At 43.7% G+C, this 24,788-nt stretch carries 23 protein-coding genes; 5 read left to right on the top strand and 18 right to left on the bottom strand.

The window, feature by feature from the left end; all coding sequences use genetic code 11:
* Nucleotides 1-36 precede the first annotated feature (36 nt).
* The gene (locus tag ACN0V2_RS01070; protein WP_417548937.1) at nt 37-1,392 is read left to right on the top strand and encodes an MATE family efflux transporter; all 1,356 of its coding nucleotides are present in this window, start codon (nt 37-39) and stop codon (nt 1,390-1,392) included.
* Nucleotides 1,393-1,477: 85 nt separating this feature from the next.
* On the opposite strand, the gene ACN0V2_RS01065 is transcribed toward ACN0V2_RS01070, so the two are convergent.
* The 8 genes from ACN0V2_RS01065 to rpoE form a co-directional block, all read right to left on the bottom strand.
* A complete protein-coding gene (locus ACN0V2_RS01065; RefSeq protein WP_417548936.1) occupies nt 1,478-3,403 on the bottom strand; it encodes a TonB-dependent receptor domain-containing protein in 1,926 nt (641 codons plus the stop codon).
* 136 nt (nt 3,404-3,539) lie between these two features.
* Nucleotides 3,540-4,889 (bottom strand): histidine kinase sensor domain-containing protein, encoded by a 1,350-nt coding sequence (locus ACN0V2_RS01060; RefSeq protein WP_417548935.1) that lies wholly within the window; start codon nt 4,887-4,889, stop codon nt 3,540-3,542.
* A complete protein-coding gene (locus tag ACN0V2_RS01055; protein ID WP_417548934.1) occupies nt 4,886-5,590 on the bottom strand; it encodes a response regulator transcription factor in 705 nt (234 codons plus the stop codon). Before ACN0V2_RS01055 ends, ACN0V2_RS01060 begins: the two co-directional genes overlap by 4 nt.
* A gap of 166 nt (nt 5,591-5,756) precedes the next feature.
* Nucleotides 5,757-7,181: a DegQ family serine endoprotease gene (locus tag ACN0V2_RS01050; protein WP_417548933.1), complete on the bottom strand. Its 1,425-nt coding sequence runs from the start codon at nt 7,179-7,181 to the stop codon at nt 5,757-5,759.
* Nucleotides 7,181-7,603, bottom strand: a complete 423-nt coding sequence (locus ACN0V2_RS01045; RefSeq protein ID WP_417548932.1) for a SoxR reducing system RseC family protein — start codon at nt 7,601-7,603, stop codon at nt 7,181-7,183. The genes ACN0V2_RS01050 and ACN0V2_RS01045 overlap by 1 nt, the downstream gene beginning before the upstream one ends.
* On the bottom strand, nt 7,600-8,580 hold the full coding sequence (locus tag ACN0V2_RS01040; protein ID WP_417548931.1) for a MucB/RseB C-terminal domain-containing protein: 981 nt from the start codon (nt 8,578-8,580) through the stop codon (nt 7,600-7,602). Before ACN0V2_RS01040 ends, ACN0V2_RS01045 begins: the two co-directional genes overlap by 4 nt.
* A 2-nt stretch (nt 8,581-8,582) precedes the next feature.
* Entirely contained in the window at nt 8,583-9,149 is a 567-nt protein-coding gene (locus ACN0V2_RS01035) for a sigma-E factor negative regulatory protein (protein WP_417548930.1), read from the bottom strand.
* A gap of 2 nt (nt 9,150-9,151) precedes the next feature.
* Entirely contained in the window at nt 9,152-9,727 is a 576-nt protein-coding gene (gene rpoE, locus ACN0V2_RS01030) for an RNA polymerase sigma factor RpoE (RefSeq protein ID WP_417548929.1), read from the bottom strand.
* A 128-nt stretch (nt 9,728-9,855) separates the two neighbouring features.
* Here rpoE and nadB point away from each other — a divergent pair, with 128 nt between their 5' ends.
* Nucleotides 9,856-11,457, top strand: a complete 1,602-nt coding sequence (nadB, locus tag ACN0V2_RS01025) for an L-aspartate oxidase (RefSeq protein WP_417548928.1) — start codon at nt 9,856-9,858, stop codon at nt 11,455-11,457.
* Here nadB and ACN0V2_RS01020 read toward each other — a convergent pair.
* Nucleotides 11,432-11,869 carry a protein YgfX gene (locus ACN0V2_RS01020; protein ID WP_417548927.1) on the bottom strand — a complete coding sequence of 146 codons (438 nt, stop codon included), beginning with the start codon at nt 11,867-11,869 and terminating at the stop codon, nt 11,432-11,434. The two genes, nadB and ACN0V2_RS01020, sit on opposite strands and share 26 nt — an antisense overlap.
* A gap of 77 nt (nt 11,870-11,946) precedes the next feature.
* Between ACN0V2_RS01020 and ACN0V2_RS01015 the strand changes: the two genes are divergently transcribed.
* On the top strand, nt 11,947-12,861 hold the full coding sequence (locus tag ACN0V2_RS01015) for a YgfZ/GcvT domain-containing protein (protein WP_417548926.1): 915 nt from the start codon (nt 11,947-11,949) through the stop codon (nt 12,859-12,861).
* A gap of 6 nt (nt 12,862-12,867) precedes the next feature.
* On the opposite strand, the gene ACN0V2_RS01010 is transcribed toward ACN0V2_RS01015, so the two are convergent.
* From ACN0V2_RS01010 to suhB, 5 genes are all read right to left on the bottom strand, one after another.
* Nucleotides 12,868-14,223 carry a sigma-54-dependent transcriptional regulator gene (locus ACN0V2_RS01010; protein ID WP_417548925.1) on the bottom strand — a complete coding sequence of 452 codons (1,356 nt, stop codon included), beginning with the start codon at nt 14,221-14,223 and terminating at the stop codon, nt 12,868-12,870.
* Nucleotides 14,220-15,815, bottom strand: coding sequence for a sensor histidine kinase (locus ACN0V2_RS01005; protein ID WP_417548924.1), 1,596 nt, complete (start codon nt 15,813-15,815; stop codon nt 14,220-14,222). Before ACN0V2_RS01005 ends, ACN0V2_RS01010 begins: the two co-directional genes overlap by 4 nt.
* Nucleotides 15,815-16,033 (bottom strand): PP0621 family protein, encoded by a 219-nt coding sequence (locus ACN0V2_RS01000; protein WP_417548923.1) that lies wholly within the window; start codon nt 16,031-16,033, stop codon nt 15,815-15,817. Before ACN0V2_RS01000 ends, ACN0V2_RS01005 begins: the two co-directional genes overlap by 1 nt.
* A gap of 64 nt (nt 16,034-16,097) precedes the next feature.
* Nucleotides 16,098-17,930, bottom strand: coding sequence for a translational GTPase TypA (gene typA, locus ACN0V2_RS00995; RefSeq protein ID WP_417548922.1), 1,833 nt, complete (start codon nt 17,928-17,930; stop codon nt 16,098-16,100).
* Between the two features lie 64 nt (nt 17,931-17,994).
* The gene (gene suhB, locus ACN0V2_RS00990; protein WP_417548921.1) at nt 17,995-18,789 is read right to left on the bottom strand and encodes an inositol-1-monophosphatase; all 795 of its coding nucleotides are present in this window, start codon (nt 18,787-18,789) and stop codon (nt 17,995-17,997) included.
* Between the two features lie 224 nt (nt 18,790-19,013).
* Between suhB and ACN0V2_RS00985 the strand changes: the two genes are divergently transcribed.
* Complete coding sequence (locus ACN0V2_RS00985) at nt 19,014-19,313, top strand: Lpp/OprI family alanine-zipper lipoprotein (protein ID WP_226073992.1); 300 nt, start codon at nt 19,014-19,016, stop codon at nt 19,311-19,313.
* Between the two features lie 87 nt (nt 19,314-19,400).
* On the opposite strand, the gene ACN0V2_RS00980 is transcribed toward ACN0V2_RS00985, so the two are convergent.
* Entirely contained in the window at nt 19,401-20,564 is a 1,164-nt protein-coding gene (locus ACN0V2_RS00980) for a L,D-transpeptidase family protein (protein ID WP_417548920.1), read from the bottom strand.
* 545 nt (nt 20,565-21,109) lie between these two features.
* On the opposite strand from ACN0V2_RS00980, the gene ACN0V2_RS00975 reads away from it, so the two are divergent.
* A complete protein-coding gene (locus tag ACN0V2_RS00975; protein ID WP_417548919.1) occupies nt 21,110-21,892 on the top strand; it encodes an outer membrane protein assembly factor BamD in 783 nt (260 codons plus the stop codon).
* Between the two features lie 30 nt (nt 21,893-21,922).
* Here the strand turns inward: ACN0V2_RS00975 and ACN0V2_RS00970 are convergent, their stop codons facing one another.
* From ACN0V2_RS00970 to sucD, 3 genes are read right to left on the bottom strand one after another with little or no spacing between them, the layout of a single operon-like run.
* A complete protein-coding gene (locus ACN0V2_RS00970) occupies nt 21,923-22,261 on the bottom strand; it encodes a P-II family nitrogen regulator (RefSeq protein WP_417548918.1) in 339 nt (112 codons plus the stop codon).
* A gap of 8 nt (nt 22,262-22,269) precedes the next feature.
* Nucleotides 22,270-23,913, bottom strand: coding sequence for an NAD+ synthase (locus tag ACN0V2_RS00965; protein ID WP_417548917.1), 1,644 nt, complete (start codon nt 23,911-23,913; stop codon nt 22,270-22,272).
* Nucleotides 23,913-24,785 carry a succinate--CoA ligase subunit alpha gene (sucD, locus tag ACN0V2_RS00960; protein ID WP_417548916.1) on the bottom strand — a complete coding sequence of 291 codons (873 nt, stop codon included), beginning with the start codon at nt 24,783-24,785 and terminating at the stop codon, nt 23,913-23,915. The genes ACN0V2_RS00965 and sucD overlap by 1 nt, the downstream gene beginning before the upstream one ends.
* Between the last annotated feature and the right edge of the window lie 3 nt (nt 24,786-24,788).

Raw genomic sequence — 24,788 nt, 5'->3', positions numbered from 1 at the left:
GCTCCCACACCACTTATCTTTGAAAACGGAAACCAAATGCAGGCTAGCCAAACCGACAATGACGTCCTTTACGGTCCGATTATTTCCACTTTTCTTCGCTTTGCCATTCCTTCCATTCTCGGATTACTGGCCATCACTACCGCCAGCATCGTAGACGGAATTTTTATCGGTCAGTTTGTCAGCTCTGATGGTTTGGCTGCCATCACATTATTGATTCCATTTTTTACGCTGGTGTTTGCCATCGCGCTGATGTTGTCCATTGGTGGCGCTGTTCGCGCTGGGAGTTATTTAGGGCAAGACAAAATCGAAGCTGCTTCTGCAGTTTTCAGTAAATGTCTGATAAGCATTTTTATTGTCGGTCTGTTGTTTATGAGTATTTCGTTACTGCTCGACCGGCAAATATTAACGCTACTGGGCGCTCCGCAAGAATTGATAATACTTGTCCTTCCTTACTTTCACATTATTTGTGTTGTACTCGTTCTGCAGATCACCAGCATGGTGCTGTATTACTTTATCCGCCTGGACAACTGCCAAAAACTGGGTACCTCAGCACTTGTAGCAGGCGCGTTAATTAATATTGTTCTCGATGCGCTATTCATTATCGGCTTGGAAATGGGATTAAAAGGTGCGGCGTTGGCCACCTTGGCTGCCCAGATCGTGCAAATGCTGATTCTATCAACCTATTTTCTGGGCAAACAACGTCGCTTAAAGTTGATTTTGCGACCAGGAAACTGGTCAGAAGTCACTAAAGTCGCCTACAACGGGCTCTCGGAATTTGTTAATGAACTGTCGGGCGGCATGGTGATTTTACTGCTTAATTGGTTACTAATTATTTATCAAGGTGTCAGTGGGTTAGCAGCGTTTGCGGTGATTAATTATCTGATTTTCATTAGCCTGATGATTTATTACGGCATAGCGGATGCTCTGCATTTGTTAATCAGTCAAAATCATGGGGCAGCACAAGCCAAACGAATACGAGACTTTTTAGTCACCGCCATGCTGATGGTGTTGGTTTTATCACTGTCCTTGATTAGTATTTTGCTGCTTTATCCACAGTGGTTGATTCAATTGTTTTTGCAAGATGGTGCCGTGGAAAGCCAGCAATTATCGGCCCAGTTCATCCACTTGGTTTGGCCGCTATTTCTTGTCAATGGATTAAATGTCACCTTATCGGTTTATTTAACCGCTATGCAAAAGCCCCTGCCTTCAATGAGTGTCGCTTTATCTCGAGGTTTAATATTGCCTGCAGGTTTATTGTTACTGTTTGCGACATGGCTACCCGAAAAACAGTTTCTTATTGCCCTTCCGTTGGCTGAGTGGCTAACATTTATTTTGGCTCTATTACTTTGCTGGAAATATTCTCCCAGCAATATTATTCAGAAAAATAGTTAACCGGAATATAGAAAAAAGCCGGATGTCGTTGCAACATCCGGCCAAAGCTCATCAAGCATTTATTCAGGGGATACAGCTTGATGAATTAGAACTGCCAAGCTACGCTCAGTCGCACATCCCGGCCTTGCTCTTTATAACCACTCAAGACGGGCTCATAGTCGGCTACACTTGAATGAGCAATATAGTTTTTGTCGAGAATATTCCGAACGGCAAATGCAATACGCACATCTTCTGAAGTAGATGGAGTCCATTGAGCATATAAGTCATGCACACCATAACCAGGTTGATTGGCTTCACCTATCACTGGAGAATTTACTTTATTGCCTTTAACAAAATGACCATTCCAGCCAAAACTCCATTGTGAATTGAGTTCATAGTCAACTGATGCAATCAACGTATCACGAACGGTATTAGCAATACCATTATGGTCATAGGCATTGGCTTCAACTCCATCTACTTCGGCATCGTTGTAGTGATAGCTGACACGTGCCATTAAATTATCCCAGCGGTGACCTAATTCTAGAATATAACCATTGGATTCCAAGTCGCCCAGATTATCAAAGGTATTTCTTACTGGCCCTACCCCAATAACATCTTTGATTTCACTTCTATAAGCTTTGGCAGAACCGAACCAGGTTGCTGAGTCATACGCAACACCGACTTCAAAATTCTCTGCCTTTTCAGGTTTCAAATCCTCGGCTTGGGTTGTAAAACCGAGTTTAAACGCATCTTGTGCTAAAGGGCCTTTAAAGGCTTCAGCAAAGGAAGCAAAAGCACTCCAATTGTCTGTAAAGTGATAATTTAGACCGATATTTGAACTGACATCGCTTTCAGTATGAGAAGTATTGCCAAAGTCAGTATCTAATTCATAATCATCATAACGAAGGCCCGCGCTTAACAATAACGCATCGGTCAACTGGATATCATCCTGAAGAAAAACGCCTTTAACCTTAGACTCATCTTTGGCATTCTCACCATCACCATCGGCAATCGACTCATCTTCACGATAATCAATACCATAGGTGATTTCATGCATACCTAAGATAGATGTATTACGTAAATCGAACCCTGTGCTCTCACCTGTTCCAGTGAATGGTCCAAATCGACCATTTTGGAATAACTCTGTTTCAGTGTTGTACAGTGTGAAAGCTAAATCCAAGTAGGGATTATCAAGTGGATTTAAATTGTAGTTTAGGGTGACACTTTCACGTTCTAAATCAATATCATAAAGAGGATTAAAACCAGCCACTTTCCACTGTGGACGCTGTGTTCTCTCACCTTCATCTTGATATTTTTCATAACTTAAACGTACCGTCTGGCTGTCAGTCAAATGTCCAACAACTTTTGCAAACAGATACTCTTGATCGGCTTCTGTTCCTAATGCTTCATCGCCATTACCATCTTCATAGTTATCAACATCTGATTGCGTATAGGAAACCATGCCGCTCCAGTCTTCATTTAGTTTGCCAAATAGACTGGTGTTAGTTTTGAAGCTATCTGTGTTACTTGAGAACATGCCTTTTACCAAACCACCAAAGTTTTCACCCGGCTTGAGCATATCTTCTGGATCTTTGGTCACAAATTTAACTGAGCCGCCTAATGCGCCTGGACCAGACAAGGCATTACCTGCGCCCGCATTGACTTCGACCCGTTTTAATAATTCAGGCTCAATGCTGATTCGGCCAGCATGGTGAAATTGACGTGTCGCCTGCTGTGCACCATCAATAGTAATATTTAACAGCTGATCTTCTATACCCCGAACATAGAGTTTTTGAGCAAAACCTGCACCTCCGCCAATAGTCACTTCAGGCGACTGACTGAAAAGATCTTGTAAATCAGTTGCCTGTAGTTTTTCAATTTGTTCTGCTGTAACGCTATTAAGTTCTGGGGTAATGGTATTACCTGTTACTTTTACAACATCAAGCTCAATACTGTCACTCTCATTCGCCCAAACAACCTGGCCTGACAAAGCAGCTGCTATTGCCAAGGTTAAAATTGTAGGACGACTCACAATACTCCGTTTTATACTCACACCAACCTCGCGAATAATAATCATTATCAAATAAAACAGATTCGCATTCTAGTCAGTGTGAATGGAGATTAAAACCAAATTTACAATTGTTACAATTACTTTGTAATTTGACGTTTTAGGATTTTGTGATTAAAGGCAATTGCATGATCATTGTTAAACCACCTTGCTCATGGGCTTGCGCCCATAACTTCCCACCTGTCGCTTCGACTTGGCGTCGAGCTAACGCCAACCCCACACCAAAACCTTTATGAACATTGGAATTAGGGGTATGTAAGCGGAAAAACGGTTTGAAAATATTTTGCAGGTGCTCTTTGGGCACACCAGGTCCGTGATCATCAATGTGCAGATCATAACGGTCAGGATACTGTTTCAGAGATAAACTGACCGTACCTTGTGTTGGTGTGTGCGAAAGTGCATTACGTAAGATATTTTCAATAGCATGACCTAATGCACGATCGCTACTTTGATGAAGATAAGCTGTTTCAGGTGTTTGGACGGTTATCACATGTTTGGGAAATTCAAATCGAGCATTCTCGACAATGCTATCTATCAGATCGGTCAGATCCAAGGAGTCATTACGTAATGCGGGCCGCTCATTTTCCAGCCAGGCAAGTGTTAACGCATCTTCCACCAAATCACGCATCTGCTGGCATTCGTAACGGATCCGCTGCAGCGATTCATCATCTGGATGGGATTGTTCGGCAATACTTAATGCCAGCTCTACACGTGTTAATGGTGTTCTTAATTCATGTGATAAATCTGATGTGAGATTACGTTGAGTCTGAATTTGTGCACCTATTCTTTCCGCCATGCTGTCAAAGGTGCTGGCTAAAGCAGCTATTTCATCATTACGTTTGCCAAGATCATCCCGTACTCTGACTTGGTAATCTCCATCACTGAATTGTTTTGTGGCTTTTTCGAGTTGCCTTAATGGGGACATGACGTGCCGGTAAATCACCACACTTAAGATGGCAAGCAAAAGCATTGGCAAAGCAATTTGTAATAAAAGACTGGTATAAGTCCAATATCCTCCAGGACGCATACGTTGCGGGAGACGGATCAGGAAATGGGTATGACCATCTGCAAAGGTGATATCCATAATCGGGTTTTGGGCAAAATACAAATGGATTTTCCAGCTGACATTTCTGCCCAATGCAAAATTTTCCACGAAATAGTCATCCATCTCACTCCCTGCCATTGGAGTAAGTTTGGAACGGATAAGGGCAACCCACGTGTCTTCCTGTTGCTGTAGGGTTTTGATCCATTCGGCTAGTTTTTTTTCATCGCCTTGTAAATAGAGTTTTTCTGCGTGGGAGGCATAATCAATTAATTGCTGCTGATATTTCTGATCTATAAAACTCATATGCTGCTCTGTTTGCAGAATCAAATGATGAATTATCCAGAATAATGCAATGGTACCAACGGTGATTGTGGTACATAGCTTCCAGAATAGGCGGCGTTTCATAGCAAGATATAACCTGTGCCATGTACTGTTTGTAACCGATCCACTGGCATACCAACATCTGTTAATTTACGTCTGACCCGGCTCATGTGCATATCCAAACTTCGATCGTAGCGACTAAAATCGCGTTCCATAACCAATCGATAAAGTTGGGGTTTACTGAGCAGATGGTTAGCGTGCAACATTAACGTCCACAACAATTTGAACTGTATTGGGGTCAGTTGCACGGGATGATCTTGAAAAAACACCTGTTGTTTTTGCCTATCCAGTATTAAGCCTTCATATTGCAAAACAGAATCAACCACTTGTTGGGGAATAGCTGATCTGGCTCTTCTTAGGATCGCCTCAATGCGAAGCACCAATTCAGTGAAATTAAATGGTTTGGGTAAATAATCGTCCGCGCCATTTTTAAAGCCCATTATGCGTTCTTCTTCTGCACCATGTGCTGTAAGGATAATGACCGGGGTTTGCTGGGTTTGTCTCAGAGTATTTAATACAGAATAACCATCACGCTTAGGCAAACTGACATCAAGTAGAATCAGGTCATAATGATTGCTAACGGCATTCTGCAGTCCCTGTTCACCATTAAAGCATTGAGTCACGATAAAACTTTGTTTTTCCAGCAACTGTTTTAACTGATAATTTAAGATTAAATCATCTTCAATAATGAGAATGCTGATAGGAGCTTTGTTTTTGTCAGGCATGTAATACAGAACTTTTCTTAGCTAGATGATAATAATTATCATTAATGATAAAGCTAAATCACTAAATAAGAAACTCTGTTTTTCAGTCCACAATTAAAAAAAAAGCAGCTGATGGAATCCCATCAGCTGCTTTTGATTAAATCCGCAATGGATTAGCGAAGAATGGCTATTCTGGAATTTTTAACGCCAGGAATTGAGACGCTCCAGAACGTTGTACCAACACTGGAATAGCTTTATTGGTAGGCAAATTTTTAGCTAATTCAACAAACTGTTTTGCATCAGTAATCTTTTCGTTATTGATACTAAGAATCAAATCACCTGGTGCAAGACCAGCTTCTGCCGCAGGACCAGATTCAATTTTTCTGACAGTTACGCCGCCTTGATTCGGACCTAATTCAGCTTGCTGTTCAGCAGTTAAATCGGTCACTTCCAGCGCAAGACGATTATCATAAAACTGACCTTCACGCGGGGCACTACCACTGGCAACTTGCTCGTCTTCCGGTAACTCTTCAACAACAACCGAGAGCGTCATCATTTTGTTATTACGCATAATTTCGGCTTTAGACTTCTTACCAATCGCGGTACGACCAACAATCGGTGGTAAATCAGAAGAAGCATCAACATTACGATCATCAAATTTGAGAATCACGTCTCCCGCTTCAAAACCGGCTTTTTCAGCAGGGCTTCCTGCAACCACTCTTGAAACAAGGGCACCACGTGGTTTAGCCAAGCCAAAAGATTCAGCCAATTCACGTGTTACATCTTGTATGACGACACCTAACCAACCACGGCTAACATAACCTTGGTCTTTGATCTGAGCGACCACGTCCATCACCGTATCAACCGGAATGGCAAAAGAGACTCCCATAAATCCACCAGTTCGGCTGTAGATTTGCGAGTTAATACCAATCACTTCACCATCCAAATTAAATAATGGACCACCTGAGTTACCAGGATTAATGGCTACGTCGGTTTGTATAAAAGGGACATAACTGTCACTTGGCAGACTACGACCTAATGCGCTGACAATACCCGCAGTTGCCGAATAGTCAAACCCAAATGGAGAGCCAATGGCCAATACCCACTCTCCTACTTTCAGATCATTTGAATCACCCAATTTAACGGCTTTTAGATTCATGCCTGACGCATCAACTTTTAATAAAGCGACATCACTACGCTCATCACTGCCTAATAATTCAGCGACCAATTCAGTACGGTCACTAAAACGAACGATGATTTCATCTGCATCTTTAATAACGTGATGATTGGTTAGGATAAAGCCATCAGATGATAATACAAACCCTGAGCCTAATGAGCTTGGTTGAGGTGCACGAGGCTGGGATGGATCGCCAAAAAAGCGTTTGAAAAAATCATCAAAAGGAGTTCCTTCTGGCATTTCCATACCCGGCGGTAAGCCAGGAGGTGCTCCTGCCATAGTTTCTGGGGCTTTACTGGTCGTGCTGATATTCACAACTGCATCAGCATTGTCTGCAACTAATTCGGTAAATTCTGGTAATGCCCTGGCATGTAAGGCTGAACTAAATGTTAGCCAAACCAACAACATTGCAATAATTGTTCTGTATTGCGTCATTATTTTTCCTCTATGATTTGAGTTTCGATGGCTATTTTCTGGTTTTTGAGCCGGTTTTTAACCAAATAAAAGCCAAGCATCAGACCAGCCAATCCGCCAATAATTTCCAACAATTCATTGGCAAACATTAATCGGCTGAGTCCTGCACCTGCAAACATAAATAAAATCGGTAGCAGATACATCATGAAAGCCCCATGCAATAAGGCTTCTTCTGGTATGGAGACATTCATCTGCTGGCCGGGTTCTACAATCTGTTTTTTGGGTACAGCGATGGTAGAAAAGCGTCGACCTACATGCTCACTTAATAGTCCGGTACCACAGCCTTTTTTGACCTGACATTTGTCACAGGTAGATTGACGTTCAGCTTGCAGCCAAATAGTTGACTCATCTGAACGGATTACAGTGGCTTTTTGTTCAATCATCTTTGTTCCGGGCCAGCGTATTTGATAGCTGAACCAATTTTTTCGACCGTTACTGCAGGCACTTCACCCACAACCGTCACAAAATGTGCATGAATCACACTGCCAAATGCATTTACCGCCCCCATGTGTGATCCACCATGAAAATGATTATGTTGAGCACGCATTTTTTCGATAAAGACCGAGACTGAACTCAAACCATCGCTATAAACTCGCTGTTCAATATGAGCGCCATTGTTGGCACGCAAGCGATTTTGATGAGCAACCAATGTAAAACCTTCCGGCAACCAGTTTGCTTGCCAATTTGAAAAGGCTGCTAAATCTTGTGTTGTCATTTCACCAGGTTCGGTGCGATGCATGATCATTTCATTTCCCGACATTTGTGCTTTCAAAGCCGAATCTGGGATATCGATGCCGGTTTGAATATCGGTAAACTCAAACGTTTCTAAAACTTCATTATTGTCATCAATCAGTTCTGATTTAAGTAATAAATCAGTTTCTTTATCCATCCACAGCTGGTAACCATAACGGTAATTATCAACCGGCTTAATTTCCAGTTTCTGTGTCAATTTTCCAGCGATCCGATCTTCATCACCCATTTTTAATTCATAAAAAGGTGTAGCTGAACGTAATCGACGGGGCAAATCACTCGGAAAGCCTCTACCCAGAGGACGTTGACTCACATTAATTTGTTTACCATCCGGATTGATACATGTGACCGTATCATTAGAGCGAATTACTTCGCGGGCAGCACCATTAAGTGAAATTAATCTTTCTGACTCAGTGCCGTCATTATTACGATGATAAATACGCACGGACTGGAATGTTTTGCCACTTTGATAAGCAAAAACGCCTTCATAGTTGAGTTGCTTTGCTGCTTGGCTCATTCGCTCAAGTAATTCAATTGAAGCGGACTCTGCCTGTACTGTTGGCACGAATAACACCAACAGCGCAACGCAAAAACGAAATCGCTGACGCATTTTTATCGCTCCGTGCCATAGGAAACGACACGCCCATAAGAAAACATGCCTGAAGTACCAACATACTCATTATGGTCAACTAAATAATTATTGAGCCTGTCTTCAATTTCCGGCTCAGCGACCGTCCAACGATTGGACTGGCTAATCAACGTCGTGGGTGCTTCATTGGCAACCACACTAGCGATTGGTAGGTTATCTACACCCGACTGTTGCTGAACCACCCCAACAACGGCAAGCGCCCCAACTGAAGCAGCCATCGCCAATCCAGTAGCTTGTTTCCAAAAGTTATTTGGAAAGCGTAAAAGTTTTGCTGTTGATTTTGTTTCAGTTGCAATTGAATAATCAGGTTCATCTTGAAGTGCAGCAGAAATCCTAGAGGTTAATGCCAAAGGACTTCGATTAATACTTCTTGTATACCCATGCAATATATCGCTTGCTTGCTGGTAGCGCATAAATGCTTCACGAGCATTATCGTCGTTGGCGATTAAAGCCAACGCTTGTTCGAGTTCACTACCTGTCAGCTGGCCATCAACCAAAGCAGACACTAATTCGAGATGATTAATTGCCATTATTATTCCTCTTCACCCATCACTGACTTAACTTGTTTATCGATAGCTTCCCTAGCCCTAAATATGCGCGACCGGACAGTACCGATCGGACAGTCCATCGCTTCTGCGATTTCTTCATAACTCATACCTTCAAATTCCCGCAATTTTATGGCGGTAGCCGTGTCTTCCGGCAAATCTTCAATAGCTTGTTGGATAGCCTGTTCCAACTGTACACACATGAGACTATCTTCAGGGGTCTCAAATTCCTTAAGTTCTGGAGCATCGTAATAATTAGTTGCATCCATAGCATCTACGTCGCTCATGGGAGGGCGCCGCGAACTCGCAGTAAGATGATTTTTTGAGGTGTTTATAGCGATACGATAAAGCCATGTGTAGAACGCGCTGTCTCCGCGAAAATTGGGCAACGCACGATACGCTTTTATAAACGCTTCTTGCGCCACATCCATCGCTTCAACTGGGTCATGCACAAAACCGGTTATCACATGTATGATTCGCTGTTGATACTTCATAATGAGCAGATCGAAGGCCTTTTTGTCGCCCGCCTGCACCCGCTGAACTAATTCCTGATCCACGTTCATTTTTTTATCCGGCCTACTCCGACATGCCGGAGACGATTTCTGTTTAATGCTTGATTGACCAATATCATTTATTTTTGTTCCACAATCAGTGCACAATAATTGTTGGCATTCTACCTGTAACAGGACCCATGACGACAACTCATCATTTTGATCTGCTGATAATCGGCAGCGGTACGGCAGGTTTAACCTTGGCATTAAAGATGGCAGACCAAGCCCGTGTTGCCGTTCTATCCAAAAGCCAGCTTGAGGAAGGGGCGTCACTTTATGCTCAAGGCGGCATCTCAGTTGTACTCGATAAAGCCGATTCTTTGCAATCCCATATTGACGATACTTTGCGCGCCGGTGGCGGATTGTGCGACGAAGAAGTCGTGCGTTTTACAGTGGAGCATGCGCGAGAAAGTATTGAATGGCTAATTGAACAAGGCGTTTCGTTTACCCGTGATGATATGACCACCGAAACATATCATCTGACACAGGAAGGTGGTCATAGCCATCGAAGGGTGATTCATTCAGCTGATGCAACCGGTCGCGCGGTGGAAACAACACTACTGGATAAAGCCAAGGCGCATCCTAATATTTCGTTGTTTCCTTATCATATTGGTATCGATCTGATTACTACGCACAAACATCTGGCCACGCAAGAGAATACTTGCCTTGGCTGTTATGTTTTGGATATCAAAAAAGATCAACCTAAAACCTTTCTGGCGCCGGTCACAGTTCTCGCTACTGGCGGGGCCGGAAAGGTGTATTTGTATACCAGCAATCCTGATGTATCGACCGGCGATGGAATTGCCATGGGTTGGCGTGCAGGCTGTCGAATTGCCAATATGGAGTTTATTCAGTTTCACCCAACCTGTTTATTTCATCCCAAAGCCAAATCTTTTTTAATATCTGAAGCTTTGCGCGGTGAAGGTGCCACATTGAAATTAGCAGATGGCACACGCTTCATGCCGGCATTTCATCCTCAGGCTGAACTCGCGCCAAGAGATATTGTTGCCCGTGCAATAGATCATGAAATGAAGCGCCTTGGACAAGATTGTGTCTATCTGGATATCACTCATCAGTCCAAAGAATTTATTACTTCTCACTTCCCTACTATTTATAAACGTTGCCTGAAGTTCGGCGTCGATATGGCCAAAGAGCCTATTCCTGTAGTGCCTGCCGCACATTACACATGCGGCGGCATCATGACTGATATGCGTGGCAGAACAGATATAGATGGCCTATATGCAATTGGCGAAACCGCTCACACCGGTTTACATGGTGCTAATCGAATGGCCAGTAATTCATTACTTGAGTGCCTGGTGTTTGCCAACGCCGCAGCAAATGACATAAAAAAGCGGCCCAAAACCGCATTGCCAGCGGATATTCCACATTGGGATGAAAGCCGTGTACATCCTGCTAAGGAAGCGGTAGCAATAAGCCATAACTGGGATGAGCTGCGTCGTTTTATGTGGGACTATGTGGGCATTGTGCGCAGTACACAACGGCTTAATCGTGCCCGGCTGCGGTTGTCTCTTCTACAACAGGAAATTGATGAGTTTTACAGCCAGCACCACATCAGCAATGATTTATTGGAATTACGCAATCTGGCTGATGTGGCGGAATTGATTATTGAATCGGCATTACAACGTAAGGAAAGTCGGGGCTTGCATTACACACTTGATTATCCAGAAATGTCAGATAATGCTGCTAGCAATAGTATTATTGCTGGAAAAAAGCCAGTCTGATCCTTACTCGCAATTGTCGAAATTGATCTTTATCAACAGCATCTTTGCATATAAAAACCCTAAGGTGCTTATTGTTAGGTAGTTTTAAATTAACGATGACAGCTAAGCGAGTAACCCACGCTGACTCTAGAGAAAGATGGGGAGTCAGAGCGTTATCCGCGTAACGGATCTGCCAATATTCTGTAACTGGATTAAGTAACGCAATTGGCCGTTTGCGGTATTTGTTAATAAAACCCAGTCGATAAATATGCAAATACTGACTGATAAAAACTGCTGTGAAGAAAAGTAGCTTCACTATCATGCTCACTGCCAACAGCGATAGGCTTATTACGGCCAAAGTATGTAACAACAAACTGTAAACAAGCAGATACCGTGATCGTTTTAACGGCAGATAAAATCCTTTTTCCTGCATCTTCATCCTTATTTTCGCTATCCAGGGCCTGTTACAATGATGCGGTGATAATCCTTACCTAGCTAAAGAGTAAATTCATGACCGCTGACTATCAATCTATTTTGCAACAACAAGCTTCAGCCGATCATACGGTTATCACGGATGATAAACATTACCTGATTCCGTTACCAAGCTATGGGGTGATAACAGTCAGTGGTGAAGAAGCTACGAGTTTTTTACAGAATTTACTGACAAACGATGTAAATCAACTCAGTCAACAGTCATGCCAAATTACGGCAATGTGTAATCCAAAAGGCCGACTGTTGGCACTTTTTCTGCTGATCAAAACAGATGACAGTTATCAGTTAGTGTTACCTAAAAGCCAATGTGCTTTTCTCTCGCAACGACTGCAAATGTTTAAATTACGCAGCAAAGTGGATATTGCAGATAACAGTGAAGAGTTAACTGTCTGTGCCCTATTGGGGAATACACCAGTAGATAATGCCATTCCATTAACTTTACCGTCATCGGCTTTATTGATTCACTCAGCCGATGAAATGGCATCCAGACTTGAAATTTTGCTCAGCCAGGACTGGCAGCTTGCAGCAGAAGCCAACTGGCATATTAATGAGATTAAGGCGGGTATTCCGCTAATTGTGCCGGAAAGTCGCGAACTGTTTACTGCACAACAATTAAATCTGGATTTAATTGGCGGCGTCAGCTTCCGTAAAGGCTGTTATCCAGGACAGGAAATCGTTGCCCGCTTGCACTACCTCGGTGAAGCTAAACGTCGTTTGTTTCACGCTTTAGCCAACACCAGTGATATACCGAGTGTGGGTGAAACTGTGCTTGATAAAGATCAGGCGGTGATTGGCCATATTGTTAGAGTAATACGGGGTCTAGATAATCAATTGATTCTACAATTAAGTTTAAAGCTGGAAGGTGCAGAACAGGACTTATATCTAAACGATGGCACTATCATCGAGCAAGTTCAAGCCTCTGCCCCAGCGTGACATAGGCTATTCCAGATCCAGCTTTTTAAGTTTGTAACGTAAAGCCCGGAAGGTAATACCAAGTCGTTTAGCTGCAGCAGTTTTATTCCAACGGGTTTCATTAAGGGCCTTTTCGATAATGGCCCGTTCTTGTTCTTCAAGATGACTTTCCAAATCCTGATTCAAGTCTGGCGCAGTGATGTTAGCCATCGGCAAAACTATATTTTTAGAAGGCGTTGCTGCTGGTAGCATTAAATCCGTTAAAGTAATTTTTGTGCCTTCCGCCCATGTCAGAGCTCGCTCAAGCGTATTTTCAAGTTCGCGGACGTTTCCCGGAAATGGGTAATTTTGCAGAACCGTTATAGCCTCGTCAGTTAATTGAACGGGTGCTGAGTGCGTTTTACCTGCCAGTTTTTGCAAAATATGTTCAACCAGTAACGCAATATCCGCCCTTCGTTCTCTTAACGGCGGAACCTGCAATTCAATCACATTAAGACGATAGAATAAATCCTGACGAAACGTGCCTTTCTCTACACAGTCGGCCAAGTTTTTATGCGTTGCCGATAAAATTCGTACGTCGACATTAATTTCTTCATGCCCCCCTACAGGTCGGATAGCTTTTTCCTGGATTGCCCGCAGTAGTTTGACCTGCATCATTAACGGTAAGTCAGCCACTTCATCAAGAAACAATGTGCCACCATGAGCATGCTGAAATAAACCTTGTTTATCGCTTACGGCGCCGGTAAAAGCACCTTTTTTGTGACCAAAAAACTCACTTTCCACCAGTTCATTGGGTATGGCGCCGCAGTTTACCGGAACAAACGCTTGGTCAGATCGCGCACCGAGATCATGAATTAGTCGTGCAACCAATTCCTTACCAGTCCCAGACTCACCGCTGATATAAACGGGTGCTTGGCTACGAGCGAGTTTGGCAACTTTGCCTCGCAACTCTCGCATTAACTCTGTTTCTCCCAATAAACGGTCACGTGAACGCCGATCATTTTTATGGGATTTATTGGGTGATAATTTTAATGCCGCTTCAACCAATTCTCGTAAAACGCGTAGTTTCAACGGCTTGGAAACAAAATCAAAGGCTCCGGATTTCAATGCAGATACGGCTAAATCCATATTGCCATAGGCAGTAATGACCGCAACCGGTAATTCAGGATGAGTTGCCTGGATTTTTTTCACCAGCTGCAACCCATCCCCATCAGGCAAACGCATATCGGTGAAACATAAATCAAATGATTGTTGCGACAAAAGTCTTTCAGCTTCGACGATAGTTTCAGCGGTCACACAATCTATCGACATGCCTGACAGTGTCATGGACAGTAAATCAAGAATGTCCGGTTCATCATCGACTATCAATGCTTGTGGATTCATTGGATAAGCTCTTGTCTTTGCATTGGATAACTGATTCGGAAACAACTACCGAATTCTGGTAGATAGCTTAATCGGGCACCATTGGCCTGGCATAATTCACGCGCCAGATATAATCCCAATCCGGTTCCCCCCGTTCGTTCTGAGTGAAACGGTTCAAATAAATGATGCATCGCTTGTGGACTGACCCCTGCCCCGTTATCAATAACATCAATATTGATATACTCGGACTGCAATGTAATACGGACTTCAATTGGTTGCTCCTGATCTTTATCAGCATAGTGCCATGCATTATCAATCAAATTCCATATCACTTGATGTAATTGCTCCTCATCGGTACAGATTCGAGCCAGTGGCACAGATGAAGTCAGTGTAATTTGCTGTGCAGGTATATGTTTAATTTCACAATATTCTTCAAGCAGTTTTTCCAACCATGGACTTAATACCACCACGGTGGGCTCAACATTTTTACGCCGACTCATTTCTAAAATCGTTTCGATAATACTGTTCATTCGGACACTATGGCGTTGAATGATTCCAGTAAGCTTCTTTACCGTTGCATCATGGCTTAACGATTCAGCCAATAACTCTCCGGCATGACTGATAGCACTCAACGGATTACGGATCTCATGGGCGATACTGGCCGTTAAACGTCCTAACGAGGCTAATTTTAATTGCTGAGCCTGTTGCGCCAAAGCGGTCGTGTTTTCAATAAATACCAGTACTTCACCTGAATCAAGCTGAGTTGCTCGAGCTAATAACTCGGGCAAATCGGCCCTTGCTTGAAAGGGTTCAAATGCTTCTGGTGAATGTTGTTTCCAGCGCCATATTTGGTCTGCTAATTCAGGAACATACTGTTTTAATAAAAACTGTGGAGGAGCATTATCTATTGCCATCAACTGAGAAGCTGATTGATTGCAAAGTGAAACCCTCCCCTGTTCATCCAATACCAACACAGCAACTTGCATACGACTGATAATATGTTGGTTAAGATTGGCCAGTTTATTAAGATCTTGGGCCTGTTGTTCTGCCAATAATTGTGAGCGTTGCATGGTTCTTGATAGCAGTTGGGCCAATACCGCGGTGATAAAGAAAATAGCTCCCAACATTCCAGCCTGAGCAAAATGACTTTGGCCAACGCCAACTAATTCTGCATATACCGCCTCTAGCAAAACAGATAACGTTGCTATTGCGGCAATAAATACTGCCAGACGTCCAGGAATCAACGCGCCGCCGGCAACTACAACCACAACCAGCAATGCCCCCAGACCACTTTGTAAGCCGCCAGCAGCATGAATAATTAAGGCCAGCGCAATAATATCGATAATCAGCTGAATGCTGCATTGCGTAACAAATATTCCCCAGTGTCGACTGGAAAATATCATTAATAGAACGGCAACCATCAGGTAAGTCAGACTGACAAAATGATGTAATAAGGGATATTTGTTACCGATGAATTCAGGGGCCAATTCAAGGTAAAAAACCACAAACAAAATAGCTGCCAGAAATAAACGGTAGCCGGAAAATAACGTCAGTGCACGCCAGGACGCCTGATCTTGTTCGGATTTAGTGGTGGTGAAATATTCGCCAGCCATTATTTGTGTTGCTGATAAGCCTCAAGATGCTCGGTGGTACAAAAAAAATGCTGATTTTTCTGAATTGCTTCCTGTTCTAATAAATGCAGGCCGCATTGTTCACAGCGCACCATTTTCTCGGCTTGTTCGATTTGTCTTTCATTTTTTATCTGACGATACAAATTACGGAAGATTACATATAACAGCAGGCCTATCGCCAGCAGGATCAAAATTCGCATGGTTTACCTCAAAAAAAAGGGTATCCAATATAGGATACCCTTTCTTATTCACCTGATGATAGAACTAGCCGCGTGAAGCGCGTTTACGCTCATGCTCTAACAGGAATTTCTTGCGTACTCTGATGGATTTAGGCGTAACTTCCAGTAATTCATCTTCACCGATAAATTCCAGTGCCTGTTCCAAACTCATACGAATTGGCGGAACTAAAGCTACTGCTTCATCTGAACCTGATGCACGCATATTGGTCAGCTGCTTACCTTTTAACGGGTTAACAACCAAATCGTTATCACGCGAGTGAATACCGATAACCATACCTTCGTAAACTTCATCACCATGGCCGATAAACATACGACCCCGATCTTGTAAGTTAAAGATAGCAAAGGCAACAGCTTTACCCACACCATTGGCAATTAACACACCATTGATACGTTTACCGAAGGTACCTGGTTTTACTGGAGCGTAATGATCAAATACGCTGTAAATCAGACCAGTACCCTGGGTAGCAGTTAAAAACTCAGTACGGAAACCAATCAAACCGCGTGACGGAATAATAAAGTCGAGACGCACTCGGCCTTTACCATCTGGTGACATATCTTTTAGTTCACCACCACGAGTACCCATTTTTTCCATTACCGAACCTTGGTGGGTATCTTCAACATCAATAGTTACCGCTTCGTATGGTTCTTCTTTGGTGCCGTTCACTTCACGAATAATAACTTCAGGACGGGATACACCCATCTCGAAACCTTCACGACGCATGTTTTCGATCAATACAGAAAGATGTAATTCACCACGACCAGAAACACGGAATTTATCAGGATCTTCAACCAGTTGTTCTACTTTTAACGCCACGTTATGAATCAACTCGCGATCCAAACGTTCTTTGATTTGACGGGTAGTAACAAATTTACCTTCTTTACCAGCAAACGGAGAATTGTTTACCTGGAACGTCATAGTCACAGTCGGTTCATCAACACTTAACGGTGGCAAAGCTTCAACATTACTAGGGTCACATAATGTGTCTGAGATATTCAGTGGATCCAGACCAGTAAACGCAATAATGTCACCAGCATGTGCTTCTTCAACTTCTTCACGACGCAAGCCCATAAAACCCATGACCTGCATTACACGGCCATTACGTTTTTTGCCTTCAGGGTCAATTACTGTCACCGGCATGTTGGTTTTAACTTTACCGCGCTCAATACGCCCGATGCCGATAACACCAACATAACTATTGTAATCAAGTGAAGTTACCTGCATACGGAAAGGACCTTCAGGGTCAACCGCAGGAGGACTCACTCTATCCACAACCAGTTGGAATAAAGGCGTCATATCACCATCACGAACCGTATCTTCCATACCGGCAAAACCGTTCAATCCAGAGGCGTAAATGACATCAAAGTCCAATTGTTCATCGGTCGCGTCTAAATTGGCGAACAGATCAAATGTTTGATCCAAAACCCAACCTGGACGAGCACTTGGTTTATCAATTTTATTGATGACGACGATTGGTTTAAGACCTAAAGCCAATGCTTTTTGTGTGACAAAACGCGTTTGTGGCATTGGACCTTCTGATGAGTCAACCAGCAGTAATACTGAATCAACCATCGACAAAACACGTTCAACTTCACCACCAAAGTCAGCATGGCCCGGTGTGTCTACGATATTGATACGGTAATCATTCCAGCGAATAGCTGTGTTCTTAGAAAGGATGGTAATCCCACGCTCGCGTTCCAAGTCGTTGGAATCCATGACACGTTCTTGTAACTCTTCGTGCTCGCTGAATGTGCCGGACTGACGCAGCAACTGGTCAACCAAGGTTGTTTTACCATGATCGACGTGAGCGATGATGGCTATGTTACGAAGTTTGTTTATATCTCTAGAATTATTACTCATAAAATCAGTTCATTAAGGCATGTCTGGCATGCGCTGTTAAAAAATGTCCCGGTGGGGACCTCAATCACTTCAGGTTACCCGCCACAAACGGGGCAATACTTTTTTGTAGATGCGCATGGATCGATAAGTTGCCCGCAATTACGTGCCCTTTATCCAAAACCTTGTCACCGCCGGTAAAATTCGTCACCGAACCACCCGCTTCTTCAACTAACAATTTACCGGCTGCTAAATCCCAGTTTTCCAGGCCAATTTCCCAGTAACCATCCACTCGGCCGGCTGCAACATAGGCTAAATCCAATGCTGCCGAACCGGCACGACGAATATCCGCCACTTGTGGAAACACAGCAGCAAACATCTGCATATAAACATCAATATGTTGCGGATATTTGAAAGGGAACCCAGTAGCAATCAATGCACCATTGAGATCTTTGCGCTTAGTGACACGCAGACGGCGATCATTGAGCTTGGCACCTTCACCACGGCTGGCGGTAAACAATTCGTCGCGCATTGGATCAAATACAACTGCATGATCAATACGTCCTTTGACCATCACACCAATCGATACACAATAATGCGGAAAACCGTGCAGATAATTTGTTGTTCCATCCAATGGGTCAATAATCCAGACCACATCGTTTTGACCTGTTTCGCCCGACTCTTCCGCCATGATGGCGTGGTCAGGATACGATTTTTTGATCGTGTTGATGATTTCCTGTTCCGCAAGGCGATCAACATCGGTGACAAAATCATTCAAACCTTTAGCGGTAATTTCCAAATGATCGACATGTTGTAAAGAGCGCATAATCAGGCTGCCTGCCTGACGAGCCGCACGTACGGCTATATTCAGCATTGGATGCATAGAACAAATTTTTCCAGAGCAAAAAAAAGAATGCGACAGAAATAGCAAGATACTATTCCCGTCTAAAAAAAGAGAGCATAATTATACCAACTATCGCCACCGGTTCGCAGTTTAAATTTGTGGCAATAGACAGCATAAATATTTCCTGCTAGCCTTTTATCAGGCTTGCATTTACAAACGAAATGGAAATGCTACCAACCCTAGTACACTTTAAGGAGATACAAATGAAATCATTAGCTAAACTGAGCGCCGTTATCCTGCCTTTGGCATTACTGACTGCATGTGCAAATACTGCTGAAATGGAAGCATTAAAAGGTTCAGTAGAATCTGCACAATCAACAGCTGATTCTGCTTTAGTTGCAGCTCGCAACGCGCAAAGTACTGCTGATACTGCACAACGTACTGCTTCTGACGCTGAACTTGCTGCAATGAATGCACAAAAAGCAGCTGAAGATGCACAAGCACAAGTTGATGCTTGCTGTGCAAAAATCGATCGTATGTTTGAAAAAGCAATGAGCAAATAATCTAAACAATTATTTTTTTCAGAGCTTAAAAACAAAAAGGCCGGGATATTAATCCCGGCCTTTTTGGTTCTACCATTTGTTACTTTTTTAAAACATTTCTTCTGATAAATGCGCAGGCCATACAGGAATACCTGCCGCAGCCGAGATTTTATCCGCCGCTTCACGCGCAGCTTCCAAATTTTCAAACGGTCCAACGACCACTTCATTTATCGCTTTATTTCTTAACGGCCAGAATTTGTCTTGCATATTCAATTCTTGTAATGCTTTACGCATTTTTGCACCAGCGTTCAGTTGTAAACCAGCATGTACAAACCAGACGTTATCAACAATCTTTTCTTCTTGCTGATTCAGTTGTTTGACCACACCATTTGAAGTCATCACAATCTCTTCGGCAAATGGCCAGTCTTGCTCTGATAACACGGAATCCTGTGCATTTATCACGGCCATCATCATGGGCGTCATATTGCCACTTACCCCGTCATACATTTCAGGTATAGGCTTTTGTGCTTCAAGGAATAGCTTTCCATTTGATAGTGCAGCTTTATATTGTTGATGAATTATATTCACCTGAGTGTTTAAGGATACTAAACTGTATAAATGCTCAACGTCTTCTGGGTACAAACGGATACAGCCGCTGCTGACACGTAACCCGACACCATAGGGTTTAGCCGTTCCATGAATCAGATAACTTGGGTTGGACAAACGCATTGCCCGAGTACCCAGCGGATTATCAGGACCAGGCGGAACTACTGCAGGCAGAATATCCCCCGCTGCGGCATGCTCTTTACGCACTGATTCCGGTGGTGTCCAAGAAGGATTTTCGCGTTTTTGGGTAATTGATAGTTTACCTAATGGAGTATCTCGCCCTTCACGACCAATGCCGATAGGATGAGTCACGACTTGCTGTAACTGATTGCCTTGTTGGGGTAGAAAATAATATAAGCGCATTTCTGGGATATTGATGACCACGCCTTTTCTTGGCGCATCGGGAATAATAAAACGGTTAGGAATTAATACCGGTTGATTATCACCTGGTAACCAGGGATCCAAATTTGGATTAGCCTCCACCATATCGGTGTAACCTAAATCAAATTTACGACCAATATCCAATAACGTATCTTCGTGACGGCTGTAGACAACGAGGTTGTGTCCAATAACACGCGTTTCCTCATCAGCCAATTCAAATGTGGTTGCACCGGCTGGCAACATAATTAAACTGCTTGCCAGACCGATAAATAAACGACTAATCATTACAAACCTATAGAGTTAAGGGTGAATAAACAACGGCTATTGTACAATGTTCCACGAAAACTGTTACTACTAGGGCTTGTTGATCTTTCACCTCCGCCTCTGTTGTGAGCTGAAAAAGCGTCAATCAAGGCACGAGGAGCGCATTTTAGTTGTTCAAAATAAGTGACGAGTAACACAGACCGGCGCGCGCCTCCCTGGCGCGCCGGCATACAGTCCATCCGTGGACATAAGTGCCGCTTTTTCAGTCACAACCCGAAGGGCTGGGACTATTTTTGCGGCCGACTGCGTTGTCAATCACTTATGTAGGGTGGCTACACTGCGTGCTTTCCGCCTTGTCGGACACAAAAACAGCCGCCAGCAGTGGTGGATATGAAAGATCAACAAGCCCTAGGTCTTATCGATTTGTTATAGCCACCTTGTTGCACGAAAAATAGTCCCAGCAGTGATGACCATGAAAGATTAACAGCCCCTAGTGATGCTTTGCCCGGTTAAACAGTCTACAATCGCAGGCTGTGAATTTTTTGTTTTGATACAGATAGAAGCCAATGATGAAATACATCCTGCCGTTGTTCCTGATGCTCACACTTACCGCGTGTTCTTTCTTTTCCGGTAGAGACCCCGTGGTCGCCGAAGAAAGCTGGACTGTAGAACGTGTTTATGCCGAAGCTAAAGCCGCCTTAAACGTGAATGATTACCGCACAGCTATCGAATATTACGAACAACTTGAAGCACGTTTCCCCTTTGGTGAATATGCGCAACAAGCCTTATTAGACTCAGCATATGCTTATTACAAAACAGACGAACCTGAAACCGCTATTGCGACCTTAGATCGTTTTATGCGGGTCTACCCATTGAACGAAAATATTGACTATGCAATGTATTTGCGTGGACTTATCAACTTCAATCGGGATATGGGGATTCTGGAAAAATATATTCCTCGGGATGAAACGCAGCGTGATCCAGGTTCAGCTCTTGATGCCTTGCGCGATTTCACCACGTTGGTTAATCGTTTCCCAACTAGCCGTTATAGTGATGATGCTGCTCAACGTATCGTCTACCTGCGTAACCGTTTAGCCCAGCATGAGTTACACGTCGCCAACTATTATATGCGCCGCTCTTCTTATCTTGCGGCCGCTAACCGCGCCAAATATGTAATTGAAAACTATCCCCGCACACCTGCGATGCCTGATGCTCTGGTGATTATGGCTAAAGCCTATAAGATTCTGGAATTAGATGATTTGTCTGAAGACGCTTTACGCGTTTTGGAAAGAAACTACCCTGGCCATGGTGGGGTAGCCGAAGTACGTAGAACGACGCTGTTTGATTAACAGCGTCGTTTTGTTTAATGGCGTTTACTATTAGATAGCTTCTTCGCCATCTTCACCTGTACGAATACGAATCGCACGTTCTAACGGTGTGACAAAAATCTTACCATCACCTATACGACCAGTATGTGCAGCTTTAGTAATGGCTTCAATACAGGCATCCACTTGATCATCTGCCAGCACGATTTCCATTTTCACTTTCGGTAAGAAATCCACCACATACTCAGCACCACGATAAAGCTCGGTATGACCTTTTTGTCTGCCAAAGCCTTTGACTTCGGAAACTGTCATGCCGGTGACGCCGATATCGGAAAGCGCTTCTCGTACATCATCCAATTTGAATGGTTTGATTATGGCTTCAATTTTTTTCATGTGATTGCCTATTCTATAGTTGACGTTACGGTATAACCTGATGTTATCGGATAGCGACGGTCTCTGCCAAATGCTCTGCCGGTAATACGAATTCCGGGCGGTGCCTGACGTCGCTTGTATTCGCTACGATCCACCATTTTGATGACCTGTGCAACCGTTTCAGCATTAAATCCGGAGGCCACCAGATCTTCAAAACAACCATCATTAGCGACATAGGCTTCCAGGATCGCATCCAATACTTCATAAGCGGGTAATGAATCCTGATCCAACTGATCGGCAGAAAGCTCCGCGGAAGGCGGCCGGGTAATAATTCGTTCAGGAATCGCTTTCGACAGACTGTTGCGATACTCCGCTAATTTATAGACCAGCGTTTTGTATACATCTTTTAACGGCGAAAAACCACCAGCCATATCGCCATACAAGGTGGAATAGCCCACAGCCATTTCACTTTTATTTCCGGTAGATAGCACCATTGCACCGGTTTTGTTGGAGATAGCCATCAACAACACACCACGACAACGGGCCTGAATGTTCTCTTCAGTAGTATCGGCCTGGGTGCCGGCAAAGACCTCTTCTAATTCATGGAGAAAGGTCTGAAACAAGTTTTCAATACCGATAACTCGATACTGGACTCCCAAAATGCTCGCCATCTCTGCGGCATCATCCAAACTGATTTGTGCGGTATACCTTGATGGCATCATCACCGCTTGCACGCGATCAGCGCCCAAAGCATCAACTGCCAAGGCCAATGTTAAAGCTGAATCAATTCCGCCAGAAAGGCCTATCACCACGCCAGGAAACCGGTTTTTTTCTACATAATCACGCAAGCCACAAACCAAGGCCTGATAAACGGTTTGCAACTCCTCCATTAATGGCTGAAGTAAACCTTCGAGCTGAATACCCTGCGGGGTTTTACTGATCTTTATTGGCACTAGAGCTGTAGCAAACTGAATGGCTTGAACACATTTTTCACCAACGGCATTCACCGCAAATGAAGCACCATCAAACACCAGTTCATCCTGCCCGCCCATTTGGTTAACATATAAAATCGGTACTGAATTCTCGCGTGCACGCTGACTGACTTCAGCCTCACGCAACTGGGTTTTATCTTGTTTAAATGGCGAGGCATTCAAATTCACAATGATTTCCGCACCAGCATCCACTGCTTGGGCTGCGGGCTCAACAAACCAGATATCTTCACAAATGGTCAAACCAATTTTGATCTGGTTTATTTCAATAATCGTGGCTTCTCGGCCTTCAATGAAATAACGCTTTTCATCAAATACACCGTAGTTGGGTAGTTTGTGTTTGAGATATTGAGCAGTGATTTGATGCTTGGTGATAACTGAAGCGGCATTAAATAACTCTTTACCAACCTCACCCAGAGGATGGCCGACAATAATGGTGATATCGTCAACCTGCTGACACAGTGTTTGCAGCGCTTTATTGACCCGCTTTATAAGGCCAGGTCTTAATAATAAATCTTCCGGCGGATAACCAGTCAGGCATAACTCTGGAAAGATAACCAGCTCCGCACTGAATTGTTGTTTGGCTTGCTGAGTGGCGGCAATCACCTTTCGGGTGTTGCCGGCGACATCTCCAACTATCGGATCTATCTGTGCCAGCACTACCTGAAGTTGATTATTGGTCATTAGCGTTCCATCAGTTGCAGCATGGTTGAACCAATTTCCGCTGGTGAAGCTGCAATAGCAACCCCGGCCGCTTCCAATGCCGCTAATTTAGCTTTTGCTGTTCCTTGTCCACCACTAATAATTGCGCCAGCATGTCCCATGCGCTTGCCTGCTGGAGCGGTTAAACCAGCGATATAAGCGGTGACCGGTTTGCTTACATATTGTTTTATATATTCAGCAGCATCTTCTTCAGCCTGACCACCAATTTCCCCGACCATCACGATACCCTGAGTCTGAGGATCTGCTTCAAATAATTCCAAGCATTCAATAAAATTCATGCCATGGATTGGATCTCCACCAATCCCAACACAGGTGCTTTGACCAAGTCCATTTTGAGTCGTTTGATAAACAGCTTCGTAAGTTAGGGTTCCAGAACGCGAGACAATACCAATTTTGCCGGGCAAATGAATGCTGCCAGGCATAATGCCGATTTTGCATTCGCCAGGGGTTATGAGTCCAGGACAGTTTGGGCCGATTAACTTGGCATCGTAAGATTTCAATGCATGTTTTACCCGCAGCATATCCAGTACTGGAATACCCTCTGTAATACAGGCAATCACTTTAATACCTGCATCGGCTGCTTCCAGAATCGCATCGGCAGCAAATGCTGCTGGCACATAGATCATGCTGGCATCAGCACCGGTTTCATTTACTGCTTCATGAACCGTATTGAAGACTGGTTTATTGAGATGTAATTGGCCACCTTTACCAGGCGTCACGCCACCAACAAACTGCGTGCCATAGGCAATGGCCTGCTCAGAATGGAAAGTGCCCTGCTTACCAGTAAATCCCTGACAGATAACTTTAGTGTCTTTATTAACCAAGATACTCACGTT

The organism is Methylophaga sp. (assembly GCF_048266885.1).
Classification (GTDB): domain Bacteria; phylum Pseudomonadota; class Gammaproteobacteria; order Nitrosococcales; family Methylophagaceae; genus Methylophaga.
Note: the sequence above shows the minus strand (reverse complement) of the source record. Positions and strands in the feature narration are given on the sequence as shown.